Source organism: Pseudoalteromonas sp. OOF1S-7 (genome assembly GCF_022347765.1).
Taxonomy (GTDB): Bacteria; Pseudomonadota; Gammaproteobacteria; order Enterobacterales; family Alteromonadaceae; genus Pseudoalteromonas.
The window spans coordinates 62,636-82,868 of record NZ_JAKRFZ010000005.1 but is presented as its reverse complement, the minus strand read 5'-3'; the positions used below and the strand labels follow the sequence as shown (position 1 = coordinate 82,868).

Below are 20,233 nucleotides of genomic sequence, written 5' to 3'. Positions count from 1 at the left end.
AAGCGATAACAACCTTATACGGCTTATACCAGCCTTGTTAAATCGAGCGCCTGGTTATTGTGCCGATGTAAAAGGAGCAGCCAAATTCAATCTATTTGATTATCCATAATTCGCTGATTATGGGGTAAGTTGCAGTACCTGCCCAAAATGGAATTACCTCACAGCCAGCCATATACAGACCTATCTTTTGTTCCGCAGCAAAAGCAGTTAAGGCAACAGAAAGAAAGTGAGACTTTGCCGGATTATCAGCACGAATATGCACATTCCCGATATTGTCACAACTTCCGGCCTTTCTCTCCAGCCCTTTAACAAACAAAGTAACGCCGCCGTTACTATGAACAAAAACTCCGCTCACGGTTGCTGTTGTGTCATACAAACCTGTCATATACCCTTTACCATGTGAGAGCGTTGGTACCAAGAATGCGAGCATAAGAAGTGTTCTTTTTAAATAGTTCATTAGAATTCCCCAATAATAAACCCGGGAATATACCGTGCTATATTACGGCTTTCAATAAAGTAACAGAGGAACCAGCGGCACTTTGCCGCGCAGATACGTACACCACCCAGAAAATACGTACCATATACGCTTGTCTCGCACTGCTATCAGATCGTTAAATCAAAGGGACTAAAAATTTTACTGTTAACTGAAAATACTGCTTCAGATGTTATTGCCTCTGTTGTTTGCAGCTCTGAACTAAGTTGAATATTTTCAACGACAACGGCGATGTCATTTGCAAGCTTTTGTCTGTTACTACCCAAGCCTAACGTGAAATACTCAACACTTTTTCAGGGGGACAGGTGATCACATGATCCTGCTGAGGTGCTGTAATATCGAGCTTTTTCTTGCTTCTAATTTCTGAGTTGTTATATGAAAGTCTTTTTTCATCCACAGCCGAGATAACTTCCGCGACTTTGAGATGCTGGCTCAGCTTTTGAGACTATGTCACAAGCTTTTTGCCAACGTAGAACGTTTACTGAAGAAATCTTTAATCTGCTTGTCCTTACTCCACCTTGCTTAACTTTTTACTGCCATTGAGCGTTCACTCAGATCACCAGCCAAAGTCCGACACGCCAGATAAGCCACTTGCTGACTCGCTCATCTAAATTAATTTCATAATCACAACATAAATACGAGCCAGTACAGGCTGGCTCGTCATTTTTAAAAGTGCAGCGCAGGGTGTCGAATTAGAAACCCTTAATAAATGTATCCGCCATCACAAAGTACTGATTAAGATACTTACGGGTCTCTTCTTTACGGTTTCTTTCTGAATTAATGTGAATATTTTCAACCACCACCGCAATATCTTCAGCCAGCTTTTTCTTGTCACCAATCAAGTTAAGCGTAAAGAATTCAACGCTCTTCTCCAGAGTGTAAGTGATCACATGGATCTCCTGAAGCTCGGTCGCATCCAGGTCTCGTTTACTTCTGATTTCCGATGTCTTTTCAATAAAGATCTTTCTCGCATCCTCAACCGAAGCCACATCCGCGACCTTGAGGTGCTGAATGGATTTTTCATCTGCATGGGCTGAAAAAGCAAATACAGCGCTCATAAGCAATACAATTAACGTTTTCATTTAATCTCTCTAGCGTTGAAATATAGGGTTCAAAAAGGTGATTTATGAGTATGACGTACTGACAAAACCGGTCAACTGATGGGCGTTATTTTACCGCCCATCATCGGCTTAAGAAGTGACAAAGTAAAGCCCTCAGAGCCGGGTGTGCAACCACCGATAATGGTAACCCGCACATAACAATTGACCCTTCCTGCTAGTGACTTCGACAAGCTCAAACTAAAACCGCATTACTCTATCAGTGTAAGACGTCCAGAAGCAGTAGAAATTTACAATTTATTATGCAAAATATATCTTCCGGCTCTAAATTGGCGCGGTGTTACCAGTGATATTCTTCGTCTTCTTCACCGATAATTTTTGCATCGAGTAGTTTGGCCAATTTAACAGCAGCTATTCTTACTGGGTTTTCAGGTACCTCTAGACTGTCTGTATATACAAAAGCACCATACGAATGTCTGAAAAAGAATGAAGTATGCCAACTCGTCTTATTCAGGAGCCCCAGGAACCCTCTTTCTGTAAACTTTACTGCGACATCTCCGTGCGCTCCCTGTATCGCAACTTTTTCACCGTTGCTTGGATTTAGTAACGCTACACCTGCTGTGTCGGGCTTAGTTAATTCGCATTTATCAACAGCTTCCAGCCACTTCTCAAGCGTAATACCTTCATCTCTCCAAATCATTAATTCATATGCCATCTTTGCACTCTTTCTTCCTGACTCTCGATTGGCCCACTTAAATTAGCGGCCAAATTATATTAACACGTAAATTTTCTGCACAAAAAACCAGCTTAATAGCTGGGTTATAAAAAGGGGTTCAGTGGGCGGATTCGTACCTTGCATCAGTGCCACGCCCGGCGTGGGGCTCAAGTCCGACTCCACTTCAAAAAGGCAGATTTCAGGCATAAAAAAACCCCGACCTATTCGGTCAGGGTTATAAAAAGTGGGTCCAGTGAGCGGACTCTTAACTTACATCAGCACCACGCCCTGCGTGCGGCTCAAGTCCGACTCCACTTTGCTTCAAGATGATTACTTGAATTACAGACATAAAAAAACCCAGCTAAAAAGCTGGGCTATAAAAAGTGGGTCCAGTGGGCGGACTCTTAGCTTACATCAGTGCCACGCCCGGCGTGGGACTCAAGTCCCACTCCACTTCAAAAAGGTAGATTTCAGGCATAAAAAAACCCAGCTAAAAAGCTGGGTTATAAAAAGTGGCACCTGTGGGTGGACTCGTACCTTGCATCAGTGCCACGCCCGGCGTGGGGCTCAAGTACGACTCCATTTCACAGGAAGTAAATTTCAGGCATAAAAAAAACCTGACCTATTCGGTCAGGGTTATAAAAAGTGGTACCAGTGGGCGGACTCGTACCTTGCATCAATGCCACGCCCGGCGTGGGGCTCAAGTACGACTCCATTTCACAGGAAGTAAATTTCAGGCATAAAAAAACCCTGACCTATTCGGTCAGGGTTATAAAAAGTGGGTCCAGTGGGCGGACTCTTAACTTACATCAGCGCCACGCCCGGCGTGCGGCTCAAGTCCGACTCTACTTAACATAGAAGTTTCAGGCATAAAAAAACCCCGACCTATTCGGTCAGGGTTATAAAAAGTGGTACCAGTGGGCGGACTTGAACCGCCACGCCCGAAGGCAACGGATTTTGAATCCGTCATGTCTACCAATTCCATCACACTGGCATAATTTTTCTTTTATCTTCTAACTTAGAGAAAATAAAGAAAAACCACTTTGAGCTTAGGCTTTGTTTTATATGCCTTCGTCTCTATGCCCAGCATTATACAAATTGGCGAGAGGGTAGCAAGCGTTTTTTACAAAACGTCGTTCAAGTGCTTGGTAAATGAACAATCGCTTAAAACTAATCAGGTTTTTTAGTGTTAGGTCAAAAATCAGGTAGAATGGGTCATATTTCAGCTTTAATGAGTGAACCAAATGGCTACGTTTCCCCGCGCGGGCTTAACCCGTCGTCTTGCATCTTTGATTTATGATGGTCTGGTCGTGATTGCATTTGCAATGCTGTCAATGGTGGTTTTTTTATTGGTGATTGAAGGCTTTATCTCAGCGGGTTGGATCTCACAAGGTAACCATGAAGATGTTTCGGCGCTGATCCAGGCTTCTCCTTTGTTGTCATTTTTCCGCGGCTTTGTACTCATTGCCGTCTCAGTGCTGTTTTTTGCTTACTTTTGGACAAAGAGCGGCCAAACCATCGGCATGCGTGCCTGGCGGCTGAAGGTGCAAACACCGGATGGCGAAATGCTAAGCTGGCCGAGAGCCAGCGTACGGGCTTTGTGTGCACTGTTAGGGCTGGGTAACCTGTTAGTCTTGATCGACTATAAACACAAACGCGCGCTGCAAGATATTATCTGTGGCACTGAAGTCGTGGTTTTAAGCAAAGAAGAAAATAAACGGATTTACAATAGCCTGGACTGATCTACGCAACACCAAAACTGAACACAAAAAAGCCTGATCCAGTCAGGCTTTTTTGTTGGTTTTATCATCACCCTCTGTGCTAACCGCGTTGCCGGTTTAACAGATAAAACGCCGTTGCAGTAAATAGCACACTGGGCATCACTGCGCCCACCACTGGAGGGATCTGATAAACCATCACAATTGGGCCAAAAATCTCATTGCTCAGATGGAAAATAAGCCCCGTGATCACGCCCATGATAATACGTGCGCCCATGCTCACTGAACGCAGCGGCCCGAAGATAAAGGACAGTGCAACTAACAACATCACGGCAATCGTCACAGGCTGCATGACTTTGCGCCACAGTGCCAGTTCATAGTTACTGGTATCCTGCTCGTTCTGCTTCAGATACTGTAAATACGACCACAATCCAGAAAATGACAATGCATCAGGTTCAACGGATGCCACATCCAGTCGATCCAGAGTTAGCTGAGAGGCATAGTTAAGGGTTTGCGCATACTGTGTGCGGATCTGCTGCTGCTCAATGAGCACTTCTTCAATGGCTCGCAACTGCCAGCCCTCATCCGTTGCTGTGCCTGACTTAGCCCGGGTGATCTTCAGCAGGTTCAGGTCATCGTCAAAGTGGTATATATTGATATTTTGCAGATTGCCGGACTTCTCGATATTAGCAATATTAATGAAATTGCTGCCATCTTTGGCCCACACGCCCTGCTGTGCCTCAAACACCTCGCCGCCATTAATTGCCTGATTACGCAACTGTTTAGCAGTTTGCTCTGCCTGAGGCGCCCCCCACTCGCCCAGCGCCATCATACACAGCGCCAGCACAATGGCTGATTTCATTACCGAGCCTATGATCTGCAACCGCGACATGCCCGCGGCCTGCATCACTACCAGTTCGCTGCTTGATGCCAACGCCCCCAGCCCGGTTAAGCCACCGATCAGAGCGGCCATCGGGAAAAACACGACAATATCACTGGGCATACTGTACAAAGTGAACAACAAAGCGTCCATCACCTCGTAGGTACCACGGCCCACTGAGCGTAATTGCTCGATAAACTTAATTAAGGTATTGATACCCACGAACACCAGCAACGCAAAGCCGGTGGTCTGCAAAATACTGCGCCCGAGATACCAGTCCAGGGTTTTCATCATTGTTGTGGCTCCCGTTTTAACAGCATGGAGCGCACCCAGACCCCAAATGGCCGGCCTTTGGCAATCAGGTAAGCACCAATAAACAACACACACAAGTGGATCCACCACAAGCCAACCGAGGTTGGCACCTTGCCTTCAGCGACCAAATATTTACCCGCGTTAAGCATGATAAAGTAGCCCAGGTAGATACAAATGGCCGGAACCAGCTTGGCAAATTTCCCTTGCCTGGGGTTCACCACACTGAGCGGCACCGCCAGTAAGGTCAGCAAAATAATGGAGATAGGCACAGATAAACGCAGCTGAAACTGGGCAATGGCCTCTGGCGTGCCCATCTGTAGCAAACTGGATGAGGGCAAATCTTCAAGTTTACGACGTCGTTGCTCAATTTCCTGTTCGCGGATCTGCACCTGATAGCTGCTAAATTCGGTCTTATTCAGGGCCTGACTGAAACCATCGGTTTCGAACCGCTTGCCATCACTCAGCACCAGTTGCTGCTCACCGGAGCCTTCTTCAACCACCCGACCACTCTGCGCAAACACAATACGCGCCGCCAGATTAGACTCGCGATCCGGTAATTGAGCAACAAACACCCGATTCAGCTCTTTGCCCTGATCACTGGTATTATGGACAAATACCACCGCTTTTTCATTGCCCGTCTGCTGGAATCGTCCTGCCCGGATCTGGCTGAGCCCGGACTCAGCATTGGCTTGTTCACGCAGCTGATTTTCTTTTTCACCTGCCCAGGGCGCCAAATATAAGCTCAGCACTGCGGCCATCAGCGCAATCACAAAACTGGATACCAAAGTCACACGCACGACATACCATTCACTGACACCGCACGCTTTCAGTACCGTCATTTCGCTGTCAGCATAGACCCGGCTATAGGCGAGGATAATGCCCAAAAATAAGCTTAATGGCAGGATATACACCGCCAGCTTGGGTAAGTTTAGGGCCAGAAAAGACATAACAAGTTTACCCGGAATGCTGCCACCCGAGGCTTCCGCCAGGATCCGGACAAACTTCTGCGAGATGAATATAGTCATAAGGGTCATGAAAACGGCGACCTGAGATTTTAAAATCTCAGCAGTCAGGTATCGAAAAATAAGCAATGTCCGCCCCTATAAAACGTCTCATTTCACTGGAATAGTGGGAAATTTTGAGTAAACTGGTTATTTTAATCACTTTATTATATGCCATCGGATCCAAATATCCTACTAAAGCAACCGGCTAAAGCGCCAAATGCGTGCGTTAGTTAGCCGTTTTTTAGTTCAGCCCCCAGAAATGGAGTGGCTGAGGCATAAAAAGTTCAAAAAAGACAGCACATTGACTCAGGAGTCGCAATGGAATTCAGCGTAAAAAGTGGTAGCCCAGAAAAACAACGCAGTGCGTGTATTGTTGTTGGCGTATACGAACCACGCCGCCTTTCACCCGTCGGGGAACAGCTGGATAAAATCAGCGAAGGGTATATTTCTAACCTGCTGCGCCGCGGAGATCTCGAAGGTAAACCCGGCCAGGTGCTTTTACTTCATCATGTACCAAACGTATTGAGTGAGCGTGTGCTACTTGTTGGCTGTGGTAAAGAGCGCGAGCTCGACGATAAACAATACAAACAGATCATCGACAAAACCATCAGCACCTTAAATGACACAGGCTCCATGGAAGCCGTCTGCTTTTTAACTGAGCAACATGTTAAAGGGCGTGATACTTACTGGAAAGTGCGTCAGGCCGTCGAAACCACTCAGGACAGCCTCTATACCTTTAACCAGCTAAAGAGTAAAAAGAGCGAAGCGCGTCGCCCGCTACGCAAAATCGTCTTTAACGTCCCAACGCGTCGCGAGCTGCCCATTGGCGAGAGCGCCATCGAGCATGGCCTGGCTATTGCTGCGGGCTCAACCTTATGCAAAGACGTGGCGAATATGCCACCCAATATTTGTAATCCTCGCTATTTAGGTGAGCAGGCGCAGGCACTGGCCGATGAATTCGATAACGTTACAGTTAACCTGGTCGGCGAAAAAGAGATGGAAGAGCTGGGTATGCACTCATATCTGGCAGTTGGCAGAGGCAGTGCCAATGAATCCGTGATGTCGGTGATCCACTATAATGGCGCACCGCAAAAGCAAGCCCCTATTGTATTTGTCGGTAAAGGTCTGACATTTGATTCCGGCGGTATTTCTCTCAAGCCGGGCGAAGGCATGGATGAGATGAAATACGATATGGGTGGTGCCGCCGGTGTATTGGGCCTGATGCGTGCTGTGGTACAGATGCAGCTGCCACTGAACGTGATCGGCGTGCTGGCTGGCTGTGAAAACATGCCAGGCAGCAACGCCTATCGTCCAGGTGACATACTAACGACTATGTCTGGCCAGACGGTTGAAGTACTCAACACCGATGCCGAAGGCCGACTGGTGCTGTGCGATGCACTGACCTATGTTGAAGCGTTTGAACCTGAAGTCGTGGTCGATGTTGCCACTCTGACTGGTGCCTGCATTATTGCACTGGGCCACCATGCAACGGGTTTGTTGTCGAACCACAACCCGCTGGCGCATGACTTGTTAAAAGCGTCTGAACAAAGTGGCGACCGTGCATGGCAGTTACCACTTTGGGATGATTATCAGGAACAACTAAAGAGCCCGTTTGCCGACTTCACCAACCTGGGTGGACGCCCGGCGGGCACTATCACCGCGGCTTGCTTCTTGTCTAAGTTCACCAAGAAGTACAACTGGGCACACCTGGACATCGCAGGGACAGCCTGGCGCAGTGGTGCCAACAAAGGCGCAACCGGTCGTCCGGTGCCCATGTTAATGCAATACTTGCTCAATCGCGCTGACGTCACTGAGCAGCCTCAAGACTAATAGGTGGCGTGACATCTCATGTCACTCTCCACGTTGATTGATGATAGCCGCATTCTGTGTCAGAATGCGGCTTTATTTTGAACGCCGTGTCATTTGCAGATTTACCCACTATGACAGGGCGTTTCGCTAGCTAGAAAACCACATGTCATGACCATCAACGCACGCTTTTTTGTATTAAAGCAGGACAATGAGCCGGGCAAACCAGTACCGGCTCATTTTGATCTCGCCGCACGCAGCGCCGCTAAGCTGTACCGCGCCGGACAACGTGTCTTTATTTACGTAGACAGCGTTGAAGATGCCCATGCGGTTGACGAGCATTTGTGGTGTTTTGAGGCCGACAGTTTTGTGCCTCACAATCTGCAAGGCGAAGGCCCCAAAGGGGGCGCACCGGTCGAGATTGGCCAGATGCCACCCGTTGGCAGACGCACCATTTTGATTAATCTGGCACAGCAGCTGCCGGATTTTGTGCGCCGATTCGACAAGATCTATGATTTTGTGCCGGTTGAAAGCAATGCCAAACATGCGGCACGCCAGCGGTTCATGCAACTGCGTCAGCTCGGCGCTGAAATTTCAACCAAAGAAATTGACAACTAAAGTATTTTTTAAGGTTCTGTGTAATGGATAAAACCTATAATCCGCAAGATATCGAACAGTCTTTGTACCAAGGCTGGGAAGAGAATGGCTACTTTAAGCCATCAGGTCAGGGCGATGCCTATTCGATCATGATCCCGCCACCGAATGTCACGGGTAGCCTGCACATGGGTCACGCTTTCCAGGACACCATCATGGACACCCTGATCCGCTACCAGCGTATGCAGGGCAAAAATACTTTATGGCAGGTGGGAACAGACCATGCTGGTATCGCAACACAAATGGTGGTTGAGCGTAAACTGGCAGCTGAAGAAGGCAAAACCCGTCATGATCTGGGCCGCGATGAATTCATCAACCGCATCTGGCAGTGGAAAAACGAGTCAGGTGGCACCATCACGAAACAGCTTCGTCGCCTTGGTGCCTCGGTAGACTGGGATCGTGAGCGCTTTACTATGGACGACGGCCTGTCTGAGGCGGTCAAAGAAGTATTTGTACGTCTGTATAAAGACGACCTGATCTACCGCGGTAAGCGTCTGGTGAACTGGGACCCGAAACTGCACACTGCGATTTCTGATCTGGAAGTAGAAAACAAAGACAAGCAGGGCCACATGTGGAACCTGCGTTACCCGCTGGCAGATGGTGTTAAAACCAAAGACGGCAAAGATTACATCGTGGTTGCTACAACCCGTCCTGAAACCATGCTGGGCGACACTGGCGTGGCTGTCAACCCGGACGATGAGCGTTATCAGGACCTGATCGGCAAAGAGATCTTACTGCCGATCGTCAACCGCCGAATTCCAATCGTTGCCGATGAGCACGCCGATATGGAAAAAGGCACAGGCTGTGTAAAAATCACGCCGGCCCACGACTTCAACGATAACGAAGTGGGTAAACGCCATCAGCTACCCATGATCAACGTATTTAACAAAGATGCGGCAATCTTAAGCGAAGGCGAAACCTTCACCTTTGATGGCAAGCCACTGGAGCTGGATGCGCCCTTGCCAGAGCGCTTCCATGGTCTGGACCGTTTCGATGCCCGTAAACTGATTGTTGATGAGTTTGAGCAAGCCGGCCTGCTGGAAAAAATCGACGACCACAGCCTGACCGTACCTTACGGCGACCGTTCTGGTGTCGTCATTGAGCCGTTGCTGACTGACCAATGGTACGTACGCGTTGCACCACTGGCTGAGCCGGCAATCAAAGCCGTTGAAGACGGCGACATTCAGTTTGTGCCTAAACAGTACGAAAACATGTACTTCTCGTGGATGCGTGATATTCAGGACTGGTGTATTTCTCGTCAGCTGTGGTGGGGACACCGTATTCCGGCCTGGTACGACAATGAAGGCAATGTGTATGTTGGCCGCGACGAAGCCGAAGTGCGCCGCGACAACAACCTGACAGACGACGTGGTGCTGAGCCAGGACGACGATGTACTGGACACCTGGTTCTCATCTGCCCTGTGGACCTTCTCAACGCAAGGCTGGCCAGAGAACACCGACGACCTGAAGATGTTCCACCCGTCAGACACGCTGGTAACCGGTTTCGACATCATTTTCTTCTGGGTTGCCCGTATGATCATGATGACACTGCACTTTGTGAAAGACGATCAAGGCAAGCCTCAGGTGCCCTTTAAAACCGTTTACGTGACCGGTCTGATCCGCGACGAAAATGGCGACAAGATGTCAAAGTCGAAAGGTAATGTACTGGATCCGCTGGACATGATCGACGGTATCGATCTGGAAAGCCTGGTTCACAAGCGTACCGGTAACATGATGCAGCCACAACTGGCCGCTAAAATTGAAAAGAACACCCGCAAGACCTTTGCCGATGGCATTGAAGCACATGGCACAGACGCCCTGCGTTTTACCCTGGCCGCCATGGCCTCAACCGGTCGTGACATCAACTGGGACATGAACCGCCTGGAAGGGTATCGTAACTTCTGTAATAAGCTGTGGAACGCCAGCCGTTACGTGCTGATGAACACCGAAGAGCAGGATTGTGGCTTCAACGGTGGCGAGATGCAGGTGTCTCTGGCAGATCGCTGGATTTTGGGCCAGTTCCAGAACACAGTAAAAACCTTCAGCGAGCACCTGGACAACTACCGCTTTGACCTGGCGGCGAACACCATTTATGAGTTCACCTGGAACCAGTTCTGTGACTGGTATCTGGAACTGACTAAGCCAATTCTGTTCAAGGGCAACGAAGCGCAACAGCGTGGTACACGTCATACCCTGATCACGGTGCTGGAAGGCCTGCTGCGCGTGATGCACCCGCTGATGCCTTACATCACAGAAACCATCTGGCAGCGTGTTGCACCACTGGCAGGGATCGAAGCCAACACTATCATGCTACAGAGCTTCCCACAGTTTGATGCGTCGCAGGTAGATACACAAGCGATGGAAGACCTGGAGTGGGTTAAGCAGTTCATCCTGGCTATCCGTAACATCCGTGGTGAGATGGACATCAGCCCAAGCAAACCGCTTGGCGTATTGCTGGCCAATGTCTCTGAACAGGATCAGCGTCGTCTTGATGACAACCAGGCATTCCTGAGTTCACTGGCCAAACTGGAAGACATCAGGGTACTGGCAAGCAAAGACGATGCACCTGCATCGGCAACTGCCTTTATCGGCGACCTGGAGATCATGATCCCAATGGCGGGTCTGATCGATGTCGAAGCCGAAATGGCCCGTATCGCCAAGCAGCTGGAAAAAGCAGAGAAAGGTCTGGCACAGGTTGAGAAAAAGCTGGCAAACGAGAAGTTCGTCAACAACGCGCCAGCGGCGGTACTCGACAAAGAAAAGGCCAAACTGGCTGAGTACAGCGATGCCAAAGCTAAGTTGCTTGAGCAAAAAGCGAAAATCGAAAGCCTGTAACAGTCATTGACTGTTGTTTATTTTGAAAAAGAAGTCGCTAAGCGGCTTCTTTTTTTCAGACCAAACCTTCCCTTCTATTCCAGCTGCAATATTTACAGCCGAAAATCTGGCACAAAAGCACCTCCGGCTTACTGTGGATTCAATAAACACCAGGTTATTCAATCTGCCAGGTTGCACATAAGCTAGTATTTTATAATACAGATTGAGCACAACCTGTCTGAAAACAGCCTGTTGTTACGCAATATTTATACTTGCCAGGATTACCGCCCTTCTTTTATTAACCAAATATCAAAATAAACAACCTTGCATTTTCAAATGTGACAATATAGGGTACACGCAGAAATAGGGACAAATCAGAAAGAAGAAGAATCCAAACTCATGATAAAAACCAAACTCACCATGCTGGCCACGCTTATCGCGGCCTCACACAGTGTGGCCGTTTCGGCTGCCGACTATCCCCTGATGCCGGGCGATCCGCTGGTATCTCACCAGTGGCATCTGCAAAATACTGGTCAGGCTGCGTTTTCAGAGCGCGGCGGTCAGGCTGGCGAAGATATGAACCTGTCGCTGACCCATGCACTGGGTATTATGGGCACCGGCGTTACCGCCGCGGTCATTGACGGCGCGGTCGAGCTGACCCACCCAGACTTGCGCGATAATGTGCGTCCGGGTTCATGGAACTTTACCACCGACACGCCCGATCTGGTGCCTGGCGGTCCTACTGATCGTCACGGTACCTCGGTTGCCGGTATTATCGCTGCCAGTGCATTCAATGGCATTGGTGGACGCGGCATCGCACCACGCGCCGGTATTGTGGGCTTTAACCTGATCTCGTCAGGCAACTACAACACCGCCAACTGGTTGCAGTCTCACGGCATGTATTCCGATGGTTACAATAAGCATTCGTTTGATTTCCCACGTATATTTAACCAAAGCTATGGTCGCACGCTGTCGGCACCAGTCGGCTTTGACTATGACGAAGACCCCTGGCTTAAAACCTATGAAGAGGCGCAGGAAGAGATCACTCGCACTACGCACGGTGGTCGCGGCGCGTTGTTTGTAAAATCAGCCGGTAATGGCTACACCAGCCAGAGATATACGGATCCACGCTTTGGCTCCGGCAACTTGCGCTTTGATGATAAAAACCACGGCTTGCCATTACAGAATGTCAACCTGGAACGCATGGATACCTCGTTCTGGAACCTGGTTGTTTCCGCTTATAACGCCGATGGCCAGCTTTCTTCATACTCCACCGTGGGCTCAGCGGTGTTTGTATCGGCTACAGGTGGCCAGTACGGGGTCTATTCACCCGCGATGATCACCACAGACTTGAGTGGCTGCGAGGCAGGATATAACCCGGCATATGGCCGTAACGCATTGCACGGCGGTCATCCACTGGATCCCACCTGCGATTATGGAGCGCGCTTTAACGGTACTTCGTCTGCCGCTCCCAGTGCTGCCGGTGCCATCGCCCTGATCATGTCGGCAAACCCGGCGCTGACATGGCAAGATGTCCGTCATATTCTGGCCTCCACTGCACGTCAGATAGATGCGGATAACCCCGGTGTCTCGCTGTCATTTAATGATGCTCAGGGCGAAACCGTCAGTTACCAGGCAATTGATGCATGGCAGACCAATGCTGCCGGCTACGCGTTCCACAATAACTATGGCTTTGGTGCCGTGGATGTAGACGCTGCTGTTAACATGGCGCGATTCTACAACCTGAACCTCGGACAATTTACTCAGACTGAGCGCTTCATGATCACCGCAAACGCAGAGATCCCTGATGGCGATGTAAACGGTGTACAAAGCACTTATCAATCAACTGAAGAGATGACCGTTGATGCGATTCAGGTACGCGTCAATATCGACCACACCAGCACCCGAGATCTCGCCATTGAGTTGATCTCTCCTGCGGGTACTCGCAGCGTGATCATGACACCACGCACCGGAACCATTCTGGGTAAAAATGGCATGGAAAACAGCCAAATGCTGACCCACCATTTCTATGGCGAACCGGCACAGGGTGAATGGACACTACGCGTGATTGATACTGCAGCCGAAGATGAATACTACATTTTTGATCCGCGCGCAGCGGGTGCGCCCAACGTCAACATGGTGCACAGAAACAATCTCGAAGATGGCTTGCTGAAGTCATGGGACATTCGCTTTATTGGTCGTAAATAAGGAGCACCAACATGAAAAAATGCTTAATCACAACCGCATTACTTGCCTGCGGTATGTCAGTTGCCAGTGCCTCCAGCAGCGAAGTTTACGAGGCGAAACCACTCAGCGTAAGCACCATGCAAACGCTCAGCCTGAATGGTAAAACGTACCAAACGGCCAGTGTCACCTTGCAGGCCGGTACTTCCCTGATTGATGTAAAATCAGGTACCGCCTACACCCTGACCGGAGAAGTGGTCACCGAGCTGGAGCCGATGATCAACGCCAATGAATTTGCCAAAGCTCATGATCTGGATCTGGTGTATGTTCGAGGCAGTCGCGCCATTTTTAGCGCAGATACAGGTGCAGACTTGCGCGAATTTAAGGCTCGTATTACGGCTTTGAGTGGCGTGCTCAATACTCAGTTCGGTATTGATATCGAAGGCTTAGAAGCTGAGTAGTCCAAAAGATAAAACCCAGCACCGCACGGTGCTGGGCTGTTGTTATTTTTTAATTTTTTGTTCACCCAGCCAGTTGATCCGATACAGATCTCGTCGTCTGTCAAGATAGTTTCTGACCGACCCTTCATGGCGCAGCTCATGCAGTTTTTCTAAATCCAGATCGACTATCAAAGTCATTTCCGTATTCGGGGTGGTTTCTGCCATGGTCGCATCATGGGGAAAGGCAAAGTCTGAAGGGGAAAATACCGCAGACTGAGCGTACTGAATATCGGCGCCGTCCACTTTAGGCAGGTTGCCCACACTGCCCGCTGTTACCACATAGCATTCGTTTTCGATGGCCCGGGCCTGTGCACAACAACGTACCCGCAAATAAGCATTCTTGGTATCTGTCCAAAATGGTACAAAGAGAATTTGCATGCCCTGCTCTGAGAGCAATCGTGCCAGCTCCGGAAACTCCACATCGTAGCAGATCAGGATCCCGATTTTACCAAAGTCGGTGTCGAATACGTTCAGGCTGTCGCCACCTTGCATGATCCAGGCGCTTTTTTCGTAAGGGGTTGGGTGAATTTTCGTTTGCGATTCTATGGTGCCATCGCGACGGCAGAAATACGACACATTGTAGAGCTCTTTGTCTTCAATCACCGGGATTGAGCCTGCGATAATGTTGATATTGTAACTGACCGCCAGATGTGAAATGGCCTCGACCACTTCATTAGAAAATTCAGCCAGTGCCTTGATCGAGTCGAACGAATTGTCGTGGGCTTCAATGCCCATTAACGGGGCGTTAAAGAGCTCAGGCAACAGCGCCAGATCGCACTGATAATCTGCCAGCGCATCAATGAAAAACTCCACATGCTGGGTCAGCTCTTCCACAGAATTAAGTGGTCGCATTTGCCATTGCACGCAGCCCACCCGGGCAGACTTTTTAACCGCACCGAATAAAGGCGACGCATTGCGCTCATAATAGAGATTGGTCCATTCCAGCAAGGTCGCATACCCTTTGGACTCCTTGTCTTCGGGCATGTACTTATTGAGGACCCGCTTCACCTCAAAATCGTTAGACAGCTGAAAGCTCAGAATGGGATCGTAAATTTCTTTCTTTTTAACCAGTTCAATGTACTTTTGTGGTGACATTTCACTGGCATAGTGCTGGTAGTTGGGAATACGCCCGCCCGCGACAATCGACTTAAGATTGAGGTTCTGGCACAGCTCTTTTCTGGCTTCGTATAAACGCCGCCCCAGCCGCATGCCCTGATAATCGGGGTGGACAAACACCTCTGCGCCATACAGCACATCGCCGAGTGGGTCGTGTGTTGTCAGGTAGGCATCACCGGTGATTTCATCATAGGTATGGTGATCGCCAAACTTATCGTAATCCACAATTAATGAAAACGCCGCGGCCACCACTTTACCATGGTCTTCAATGCAGATCTGGCCTTGTGGAAAGCTGGAGAGCTGAGCCCTGAACTGTCTCTGTGAAGGCGCGCCGCCAAGGTTAGGATAAACAATTTCCATCACCTCTTTGAGATCGTCATAATCACTCGCCTCCAGGCTGCGCAGATTGAGTTTATGTTCAAAGTTTTCAGTTAAATTACTGTCGCTCATTGTGTCTCCTGCTTATTTTACTTGTAGTTTATAATAGGATATTGGCGCTGCAATTGCGTATTCAAGTGCCAGCAGTCAATAAGCGCCCCCTCTAATCAGCACGTACCAGCCAGGCCATAACATTGAGTAAAAACCCCTCGTTGTGCTCGGCCCCGGCGCTGTTCATGCCGTACTTTTTGCCGCTGCTGGTATCGCGCTGAGACGAAAACATCATGCCTTCGGCAAAGACTGCAACCCGGCCTTTGCCAAGCTCCAGTACTGCCCCCTGGCTCCAGCCATCCACAGCAACGCGCGGCGTATCGGCGGTTACCTGAAAGGGGATATCCGGGGTCACAGACGTCGCGCCCGGACCCAGAGTCAGTAATGAGGTTGCGCCATCCGGCACCTTAAAAGCCGAGCCGCCAAATGAGCGCACCTGTTCAATTTGACCGGATGGCGGCTCTGCCACCGCAGCGGAGGCTGCCCCACCTACGGCACTGGTTACCCCAAACCCGGTCATAGACGTTGCCCCCGGCAGCTTTCTCAGTGCCGGCACCGAGGCCAGCGTGATTGCATGGGATGCCAGAGTTTGATCTGTGATGCTAAAGTGCGCGTTGCCAACATGACCATCGCTGAATTCAATGCCCAGCGCGGTGGTGAGATTGTCTATCACTCTGGGAAACGGAGTGTGATCGGCTACCAGAAATAACGCACCGCCCTGCTCTATCCAACGCATCACCGCAGCCACCTCTTGTGCTGTAAACGCGCTGCCAAATGGCGGGCTAAAGTCGCTGCGCTGTCGGTCCAGTGCGTTGGTAATCACCAGAATATCGGCCTGGTTAAGGTGTGCCTCGGTAAACGGCTGCGTGCTGGCAATAACGGTGTAACCATCGCTTTGTAAAACGTCAGTAAAAGCCCGATAACGGCCATGCATAGTGAGAAAGTTATGGTGTGCTTCATCGAATAAGACGAGCGGGCTATTATCCGATGAGAAACGGCGCTCGGTGTTTTGCGGGGTAAAATCGGGGTCGGCCTGCTGGTTGCTATCGCTGCAGGCACTCAGCCCCAGTGCAAACAAGCCCGTTGTCAGCGTTTTGGCTAACCAGTTCATTGTGCTGTCCTTGTTTATCAGTCGCGCATGGGCAAGTATTAGCAAAGATCCGCGCGACTTGCCAGCCAGGGACAGTCAAAGATGCGCTCGCTTCTCCCGGTAGAGATAAGTGAGCACGTCTGTTCAAAACGAGTTAGCGAATGCCAATACTCTCACGGATCTTGGCCATTTGCTCTTGCAGACTGTGCTGAATATCGCGCACCTGCTGATTTGAGCCATTCACCTGTTGTTTCATCGTTGCCATGGCACTACTGAAACTATCGACCAGAGAGCTTTGCTGCTGAGCCAGCTCCATGGCGTGCTCCGCAACCTGATTAGCACTCTGAGCCCGCTCGGCGACACCTTCCGAGTTGCTCTTCAGCTCCTGGGCATGCTCAGTCTGTTGCTGTGCTTCATCGGCCAGTGCACTGATCTGCGAAGATACTTTGCTTGAATTATCGCTGAGAATAGTCAGCTGCTCATTGATATCAGAGAGTGAATCCTGGGTTTGTTGTGCCAGCTTGCGCACCTCATCGGCCACAACAGCAAACCCTCGCCCGTGCTCTCCGGCCCGTGCCGACTCAATGGCGGCATTCAGCGCCAGCAAGTTGGTTTGTTCTGCAATGGTGCGGATCATTTCAATGACTTTGCCCACATCCGCAACGCCATTGAGTAGCTCGTTGAGACTCGACAAACCCTGCTCCACGCGCTGCTGAGTACTGGAACTGGCACTCAGCATGGATTCGGCATAGCCGACACTTTGCTTCATCGCAGAGAAGGTTTCACCGGCGTTATCCGCTACCTGCTGGTTAATGTCGCTGGCTTCAACGCCCAGCGCTTTGATCTCATCCAGCTGTTGCTGGTTTTGTTCTACCTGGGTTGAGGTGGTCTCTGCCAGCGCACTGATGCTGGCCAGGTTGGTGTTCATATCCTGCATAAAGTCGTTGATCACTGCCAGCATTTGCTCACGCTCTTCGGCTTCGCCACGCTGACGCTCAATCAACTGATTGAAGTAACTGGCAATCTCGCCAATCTCAGTATTGGCATTCTGGCTGTCGATGTTTTTCAGCTCATTGCTTTCAATCAGAAAAGCAAAGCCGTTTCGTAACTGACGAAGCGGCGTGAGTACCTGGCTAAACTGAACGATATACACCGCAATGGCCAGTAACACCAGCAGGCCTATGGCCACACCAAAGATGGTAAAGACCTTTTGTTTGAGTGCGTTTTGCTCAGCCTGCAGTGCTTCCTCAGCACTCAACACCAGTGCCGAAATAGCCTTAATATCACCCCGTAATTGCGCCATCCCCTGCTGTCGTTGCTCAGCCTGCGCCAGGGTGTTTTCCAGGTCACGACTGAAACGCTTGGGCCAGCTACCCAGCTCAGCTTTGATCTCCAGCGCCAGGTCTTCTGCTTCGGCTCCCAGAAACAGCTCGTCTTCATCAATTTCGCTCATCACCCCCAGATTATCCAGACGGTCTATCTGCCGCGCCAACTCCTGAAGACGGCGCACGCTGCTCATCAGGTTTTGTCGGGTTTGCTGTTCAAAGTGGATCACCAGCTGGTAGGTGTAAATACTGAGGTTGGTGACTTCGCCATAATAATCTGATGCCAGTGCATAGTAGCGCGGCGCCAGCGGGTGCTCAGGCGCTTTTGCGGTGTAACTCATTACAGACGATGCCGAGCCCGACATCTGCCTGATGGCATTGTCCAGTAGCGCCATTTCATTACCCGACAACTTGCCCAGAGCACGATATTTACCGTTAATGTCACTATCCAGCGCATCAAGCCTGCTGGTCATATCCCCGGCTAGTGTTGAAGGCAGCGCTGTCAATTGTTGCTGCTTAAGAACGCTTATTTGTTCGCTGGCTTTGCTGAGTTCCTGGCTGTCGCCTGTACTCAGATAGTCTTCGACCGTACCGGCTAAATCGATCAGTATGGTGTTTTTCAGCGTAACATAAGCGTTGTTTTGTTTGTCTAATTCACTAAAGACCTGACTGGCCCAGAACAAAGTGGCAGCCAGCACGATACTGGCAAGCGCCAGTAACACGGCAAGCAGCCGGGTAAAGGTAGAAACACGCATAGATACTACAGCCATATTGATTCAAATTCGGGCGTAGACTATTAATGTTTTATGACAGTTTAATGTAAAGTGGTCAAAAAACAATCTGGCGGTTTTAAAAACATACTTTTGGCGTAGGTGAACTCTATACCTTTTACAGGAACTTTACTTCATACAGGTGGCATGCTGCATCCAAAGGTGGTTTGGCTATCTTTCTGCTGCTTCCAAAATCTATTTGAGCACCCATTTTTATGGCTTTTACGTAAGGTTCTTACCGAAGGTATTCTGCAGCTCGTTACTCAGCCGATATGTCGTCTCGTCGTCGTTGAATACAGTGTCGGTGATTAATAACCTCCGCCATCGAGCCTCCACCTCAGTGCTCCCGGCCTCCGAGCCGGGAACCATGATAATTTAGCAAATGCCACCAATGCTCCACTGAGCTGCCTGTTAGCAGATCCCGCATCAAGTGCGGGAGGACTGGAAAGGATCTGGGAGTTGGTGCAATTGTCGGCACTGTGAGCCGCCTGTGCGTAGCACTCAAATCGAGTGCGAGCTAACAGGCAGAGTTTTGCAGGCTGGTATTACTTCATCGCGGCTTTAACATACACATCAAAGCGGTTCTTTTTGGTCTCGATCTGCATGCTGGGCTTTTGCTCGTTCAGGAAAGGCGCGTAATCGGGACGTTTCACCACCACGCGTTTGGTCGCCAGTGCATAGGCAAATGGTAACAAGGCATCGGCATCGGCATCCCCGCCAACCAGCGACTGGAATACCCGCATTTCTTTTTTAACCTGGGCAGATTTTTCACGATGCGGAAACATAGGATCCAGGTAAACCACATCTGGATTTAATTCACTCTGAGCGAGCAGGTCATGACTGGAGCCAAAGATCATGCGCATATTTTGCTGCATCCAGCTGCCTATTTCACTGTCCTGATACGCACGCTCCAGGCCATCAAACAGCAGGGCTGCCACCACCGGGTGACGCTCGTGTAATATCACTTCGCAGCCCAACGCAGCCAGCACAAAGGCATCTCGCCCAAGTCCTGCTGTGGCATCCAACACCACGGGAGTGGCGCCTTTATTCAACCCCACCGCCTTAGCAATGGCCTGCCCTTTGCCGCCACCAAACTTACGACGATGGGCACTGGCACCGGTCACAAAATCGACCCGGATACCGCCTAGTTTAGGTTCATCCAGCTTTAATAACTGTAAGCCGGCTTCATCATAGGTCAGCCGAAAGTTTGGATTCGCCTGCTGCCAGCTTTGCAATGCAAACTGTTGCTCAATACGTTCTAGGTGAGGTCGGTTTTCAGCAAAAGGGGTATGGATGATCAACAGCAGGCTCCGCAAGTATAAACACTGGGATTATATCTGGATCATCACAGTTATGAAATCTTTGT

The 20,233-nt window shown here is 49.8% G+C and carries 15 protein-coding genes and 1 tRNA gene; 6 read left to right on the top strand and 10 right to left on the bottom strand.

Features of this window, described 5'->3' with window-relative positions:
• Window positions 1–91: 91 nt before the first annotated feature.
• The 4 genes from MHN33_RS09410 to MHN33_RS09395 all read right to left on the bottom strand — a co-directional run bounded on the left by MHN33_RS09410 (window position 92) and on the right by MHN33_RS09395 (window position 3,260).
• Window positions 92–457 carry a hypothetical protein gene (locus MHN33_RS09410; RefSeq protein ID WP_239397727.1) on the bottom strand — a complete coding sequence of 122 codons (366 nt, stop codon included), beginning with the start codon at window positions 455–457 and terminating at the stop codon, window positions 92–94.
• Window positions 458–1,185: 728 nt separating this feature from the next.
• On the bottom strand, window positions 1,186–1,575 hold the full coding sequence (locus MHN33_RS09405) for a DUF6746 family protein (protein WP_239397726.1): 390 nt from the start codon (window positions 1,573–1,575) through the stop codon (window positions 1,186–1,188).
• A 316-nt stretch (window positions 1,576–1,891) separates the two neighbouring features.
• Window positions 1,892–2,266 carry a hypothetical protein gene (locus tag MHN33_RS09400; protein WP_239397725.1) on the bottom strand — a complete coding sequence of 125 codons (375 nt, stop codon included), beginning with the start codon at window positions 2,264–2,266 and terminating at the stop codon, window positions 1,892–1,894.
• 909 nt (window positions 2,267–3,175) lie between these two features.
• Window positions 3,176–3,260: transfer RNA gene (locus MHN33_RS09395), tRNA-Leu, on the bottom strand.
• Between the two features lie 250 nt (window positions 3,261–3,510).
• On the opposite strand from MHN33_RS09395, the gene MHN33_RS09390 reads away from it, so the two are divergent.
• Window positions 3,511–4,008, top strand: coding sequence for an RDD family protein (locus MHN33_RS09390; protein WP_239397724.1), 498 nt, complete (start codon window positions 3,511–3,513; stop codon window positions 4,006–4,008).
• Window positions 4,009–4,087: 79 nt separating this feature from the next.
• On the opposite strand, the gene lptG is transcribed toward MHN33_RS09390, so the two are convergent.
• Window positions 4,088–5,158: an LPS export ABC transporter permease LptG gene (gene lptG / locus MHN33_RS09385; RefSeq protein ID WP_239397723.1), complete on the bottom strand. Its 1,071-nt coding sequence runs from the start codon at window positions 5,156–5,158 to the stop codon at window positions 4,088–4,090.
• On the bottom strand, window positions 5,155–6,267 hold the full coding sequence (gene lptF / locus MHN33_RS09380) for an LPS export ABC transporter permease LptF (protein ID WP_239397722.1): 1,113 nt from the start codon (window positions 6,265–6,267) through the stop codon (window positions 5,155–5,157). Before lptF ends, lptG begins: the two co-directional genes overlap by 4 nt.
• Window positions 6,268–6,498: 231 nt before the next feature.
• Between lptF and pepA the strand changes: the two genes are divergently transcribed.
• The 5 genes from pepA to MHN33_RS09355 all read left to right on the top strand — a co-directional run bounded on the left by pepA (window position 6,499) and on the right by MHN33_RS09355 (window position 14,098).
• On the top strand, window positions 6,499–8,010 hold the full coding sequence (gene pepA, locus MHN33_RS09375) for a leucyl aminopeptidase (protein WP_239397721.1): 1,512 nt from the start codon (window positions 6,499–6,501) through the stop codon (window positions 8,008–8,010).
• A gap of 147 nt (window positions 8,011–8,157) precedes the next feature.
• Entirely contained in the window at window positions 8,158–8,604 is a 447-nt protein-coding gene (locus MHN33_RS09370; RefSeq protein ID WP_046004999.1) for a DNA polymerase III subunit chi, read from the top strand.
• Between the two features lie 23 nt (window positions 8,605–8,627).
• Window positions 8,628–11,474: a valine--tRNA ligase gene (locus MHN33_RS09365; RefSeq protein WP_239397720.1), complete on the top strand. Its 2,847-nt coding sequence runs from the start codon at window positions 8,628–8,630 to the stop codon at window positions 11,472–11,474.
• A gap of 378 nt (window positions 11,475–11,852) precedes the next feature.
• Complete coding sequence (locus MHN33_RS09360) at window positions 11,853–13,661, top strand: S8 family peptidase (RefSeq protein WP_239397719.1); 1,809 nt, start codon at window positions 11,853–11,855, stop codon at window positions 13,659–13,661.
• An 11-nt stretch (window positions 13,662–13,672) separates the two neighbouring features.
• Window positions 13,673–14,098 (top strand): hypothetical protein, encoded by a 426-nt coding sequence (locus MHN33_RS09355; protein ID WP_239397718.1) that lies wholly within the window; start codon window positions 13,673–13,675, stop codon window positions 14,096–14,098.
• Window positions 14,099–14,140: 42 nt separating this feature from the next.
• Here MHN33_RS09355 and MHN33_RS09350 read toward each other — a convergent pair whose 3' ends face one another.
• From MHN33_RS09350 to MHN33_RS09335, 4 genes are all read right to left on the bottom strand, one after another.
• Window positions 14,141–15,703 carry a bifunctional GNAT family N-acetyltransferase/carbon-nitrogen hydrolase family protein gene (locus tag MHN33_RS09350; protein WP_239397717.1) on the bottom strand — a complete coding sequence of 521 codons (1,563 nt, stop codon included), beginning with the start codon at window positions 15,701–15,703 and terminating at the stop codon, window positions 14,141–14,143.
• A gap of 91 nt (window positions 15,704–15,794) precedes the next feature.
• Window positions 15,795–16,793, bottom strand: a complete 999-nt coding sequence (locus MHN33_RS09345; protein ID WP_239397716.1) for a DUF4350 domain-containing protein — start codon at window positions 16,791–16,793, stop codon at window positions 15,795–15,797.
• Window positions 16,794–16,926: 133 nt separating this feature from the next.
• Window positions 16,927–18,852 carry a methyl-accepting chemotaxis protein gene (locus tag MHN33_RS09340; RefSeq protein WP_239397902.1) on the bottom strand — a complete coding sequence of 642 codons (1,926 nt, stop codon included), beginning with the start codon at window positions 18,850–18,852 and terminating at the stop codon, window positions 16,927–16,929.
• Window positions 18,853–19,412: 560 nt separating this feature from the next.
• Window positions 19,413–20,168: a class I SAM-dependent methyltransferase gene (locus tag MHN33_RS09335; protein WP_239397715.1), complete on the bottom strand. Its 756-nt coding sequence runs from the start codon at window positions 20,166–20,168 to the stop codon at window positions 19,413–19,415.
• Window positions 20,169–20,233 lie beyond the last annotated feature (65 nt).

What these genes read in the sequence shown, in the direction of transcription:
- MHN33_RS09410 (WP_239397727.1), bottom strand. Translation starts at nt 457, where the DNA reads ATGAACTATTTAAAAAGAACACTTCTTATGCTCGCATTCTTGGTACCA.
- MHN33_RS09405 (WP_239397726.1), bottom strand. Translation starts at nt 1,575, where the DNA reads ATGAAAACGTTAATTGTATTGCTTATGAGCGCTGTATTTGCTTTTTCA.
- MHN33_RS09400 (WP_239397725.1), bottom strand. Translation starts at nt 2,266, where the DNA reads ATGGCATATGAATTAATGATTTGGAGAGATGAAGGTATTACGCTTGAG.
- MHN33_RS09390 (WP_239397724.1), top strand. Translation starts at nt 3,511, where the DNA reads ATGGCTACGTTTCCCCGCGCGGGCTTAACCCGTCGTCTTGCATCTTTG.
- lptG (WP_239397723.1), bottom strand. Translation starts at nt 5,158, where the DNA reads ATGATGAAAACCCTGGACTGGTATCTCGGGCGCAGTATTTTGCAGACC.
- pepA (WP_239397721.1), top strand. Translation starts at nt 6,499, where the DNA reads ATGGAATTCAGCGTAAAAAGTGGTAGCCCAGAAAAACAACGCAGTGCG.
- MHN33_RS09370 (WP_046004999.1), top strand. Translation starts at nt 8,158, where the DNA reads ATGACCATCAACGCACGCTTTTTTGTATTAAAGCAGGACAATGAGCCG.
- MHN33_RS09365 (WP_239397720.1), top strand. Translation starts at nt 8,628, where the DNA reads ATGGATAAAACCTATAATCCGCAAGATATCGAACAGTCTTTGTACCAA.
- MHN33_RS09360 (WP_239397719.1), top strand. Translation starts at nt 11,853, where the DNA reads ATGATAAAAACCAAACTCACCATGCTGGCCACGCTTATCGCGGCCTCA.
- MHN33_RS09355 (WP_239397718.1), top strand. Translation starts at nt 13,673, where the DNA reads ATGAAAAAATGCTTAATCACAACCGCATTACTTGCCTGCGGTATGTCA.
- MHN33_RS09350 (WP_239397717.1), bottom strand. Translation starts at nt 15,703, where the DNA reads ATGAGCGACAGTAATTTAACTGAAAACTTTGAACATAAACTCAATCTG.
- MHN33_RS09345 (WP_239397716.1), bottom strand. Translation starts at nt 16,793, where the DNA reads ATGAACTGGTTAGCCAAAACGCTGACAACGGGCTTGTTTGCACTGGGG.
- MHN33_RS09340 (WP_239397902.1), bottom strand. Translation starts at nt 18,852, where the DNA reads ATGCGTGTTTCTACCTTTACCCGGCTGCTTGCCGTGTTACTGGCGCTT.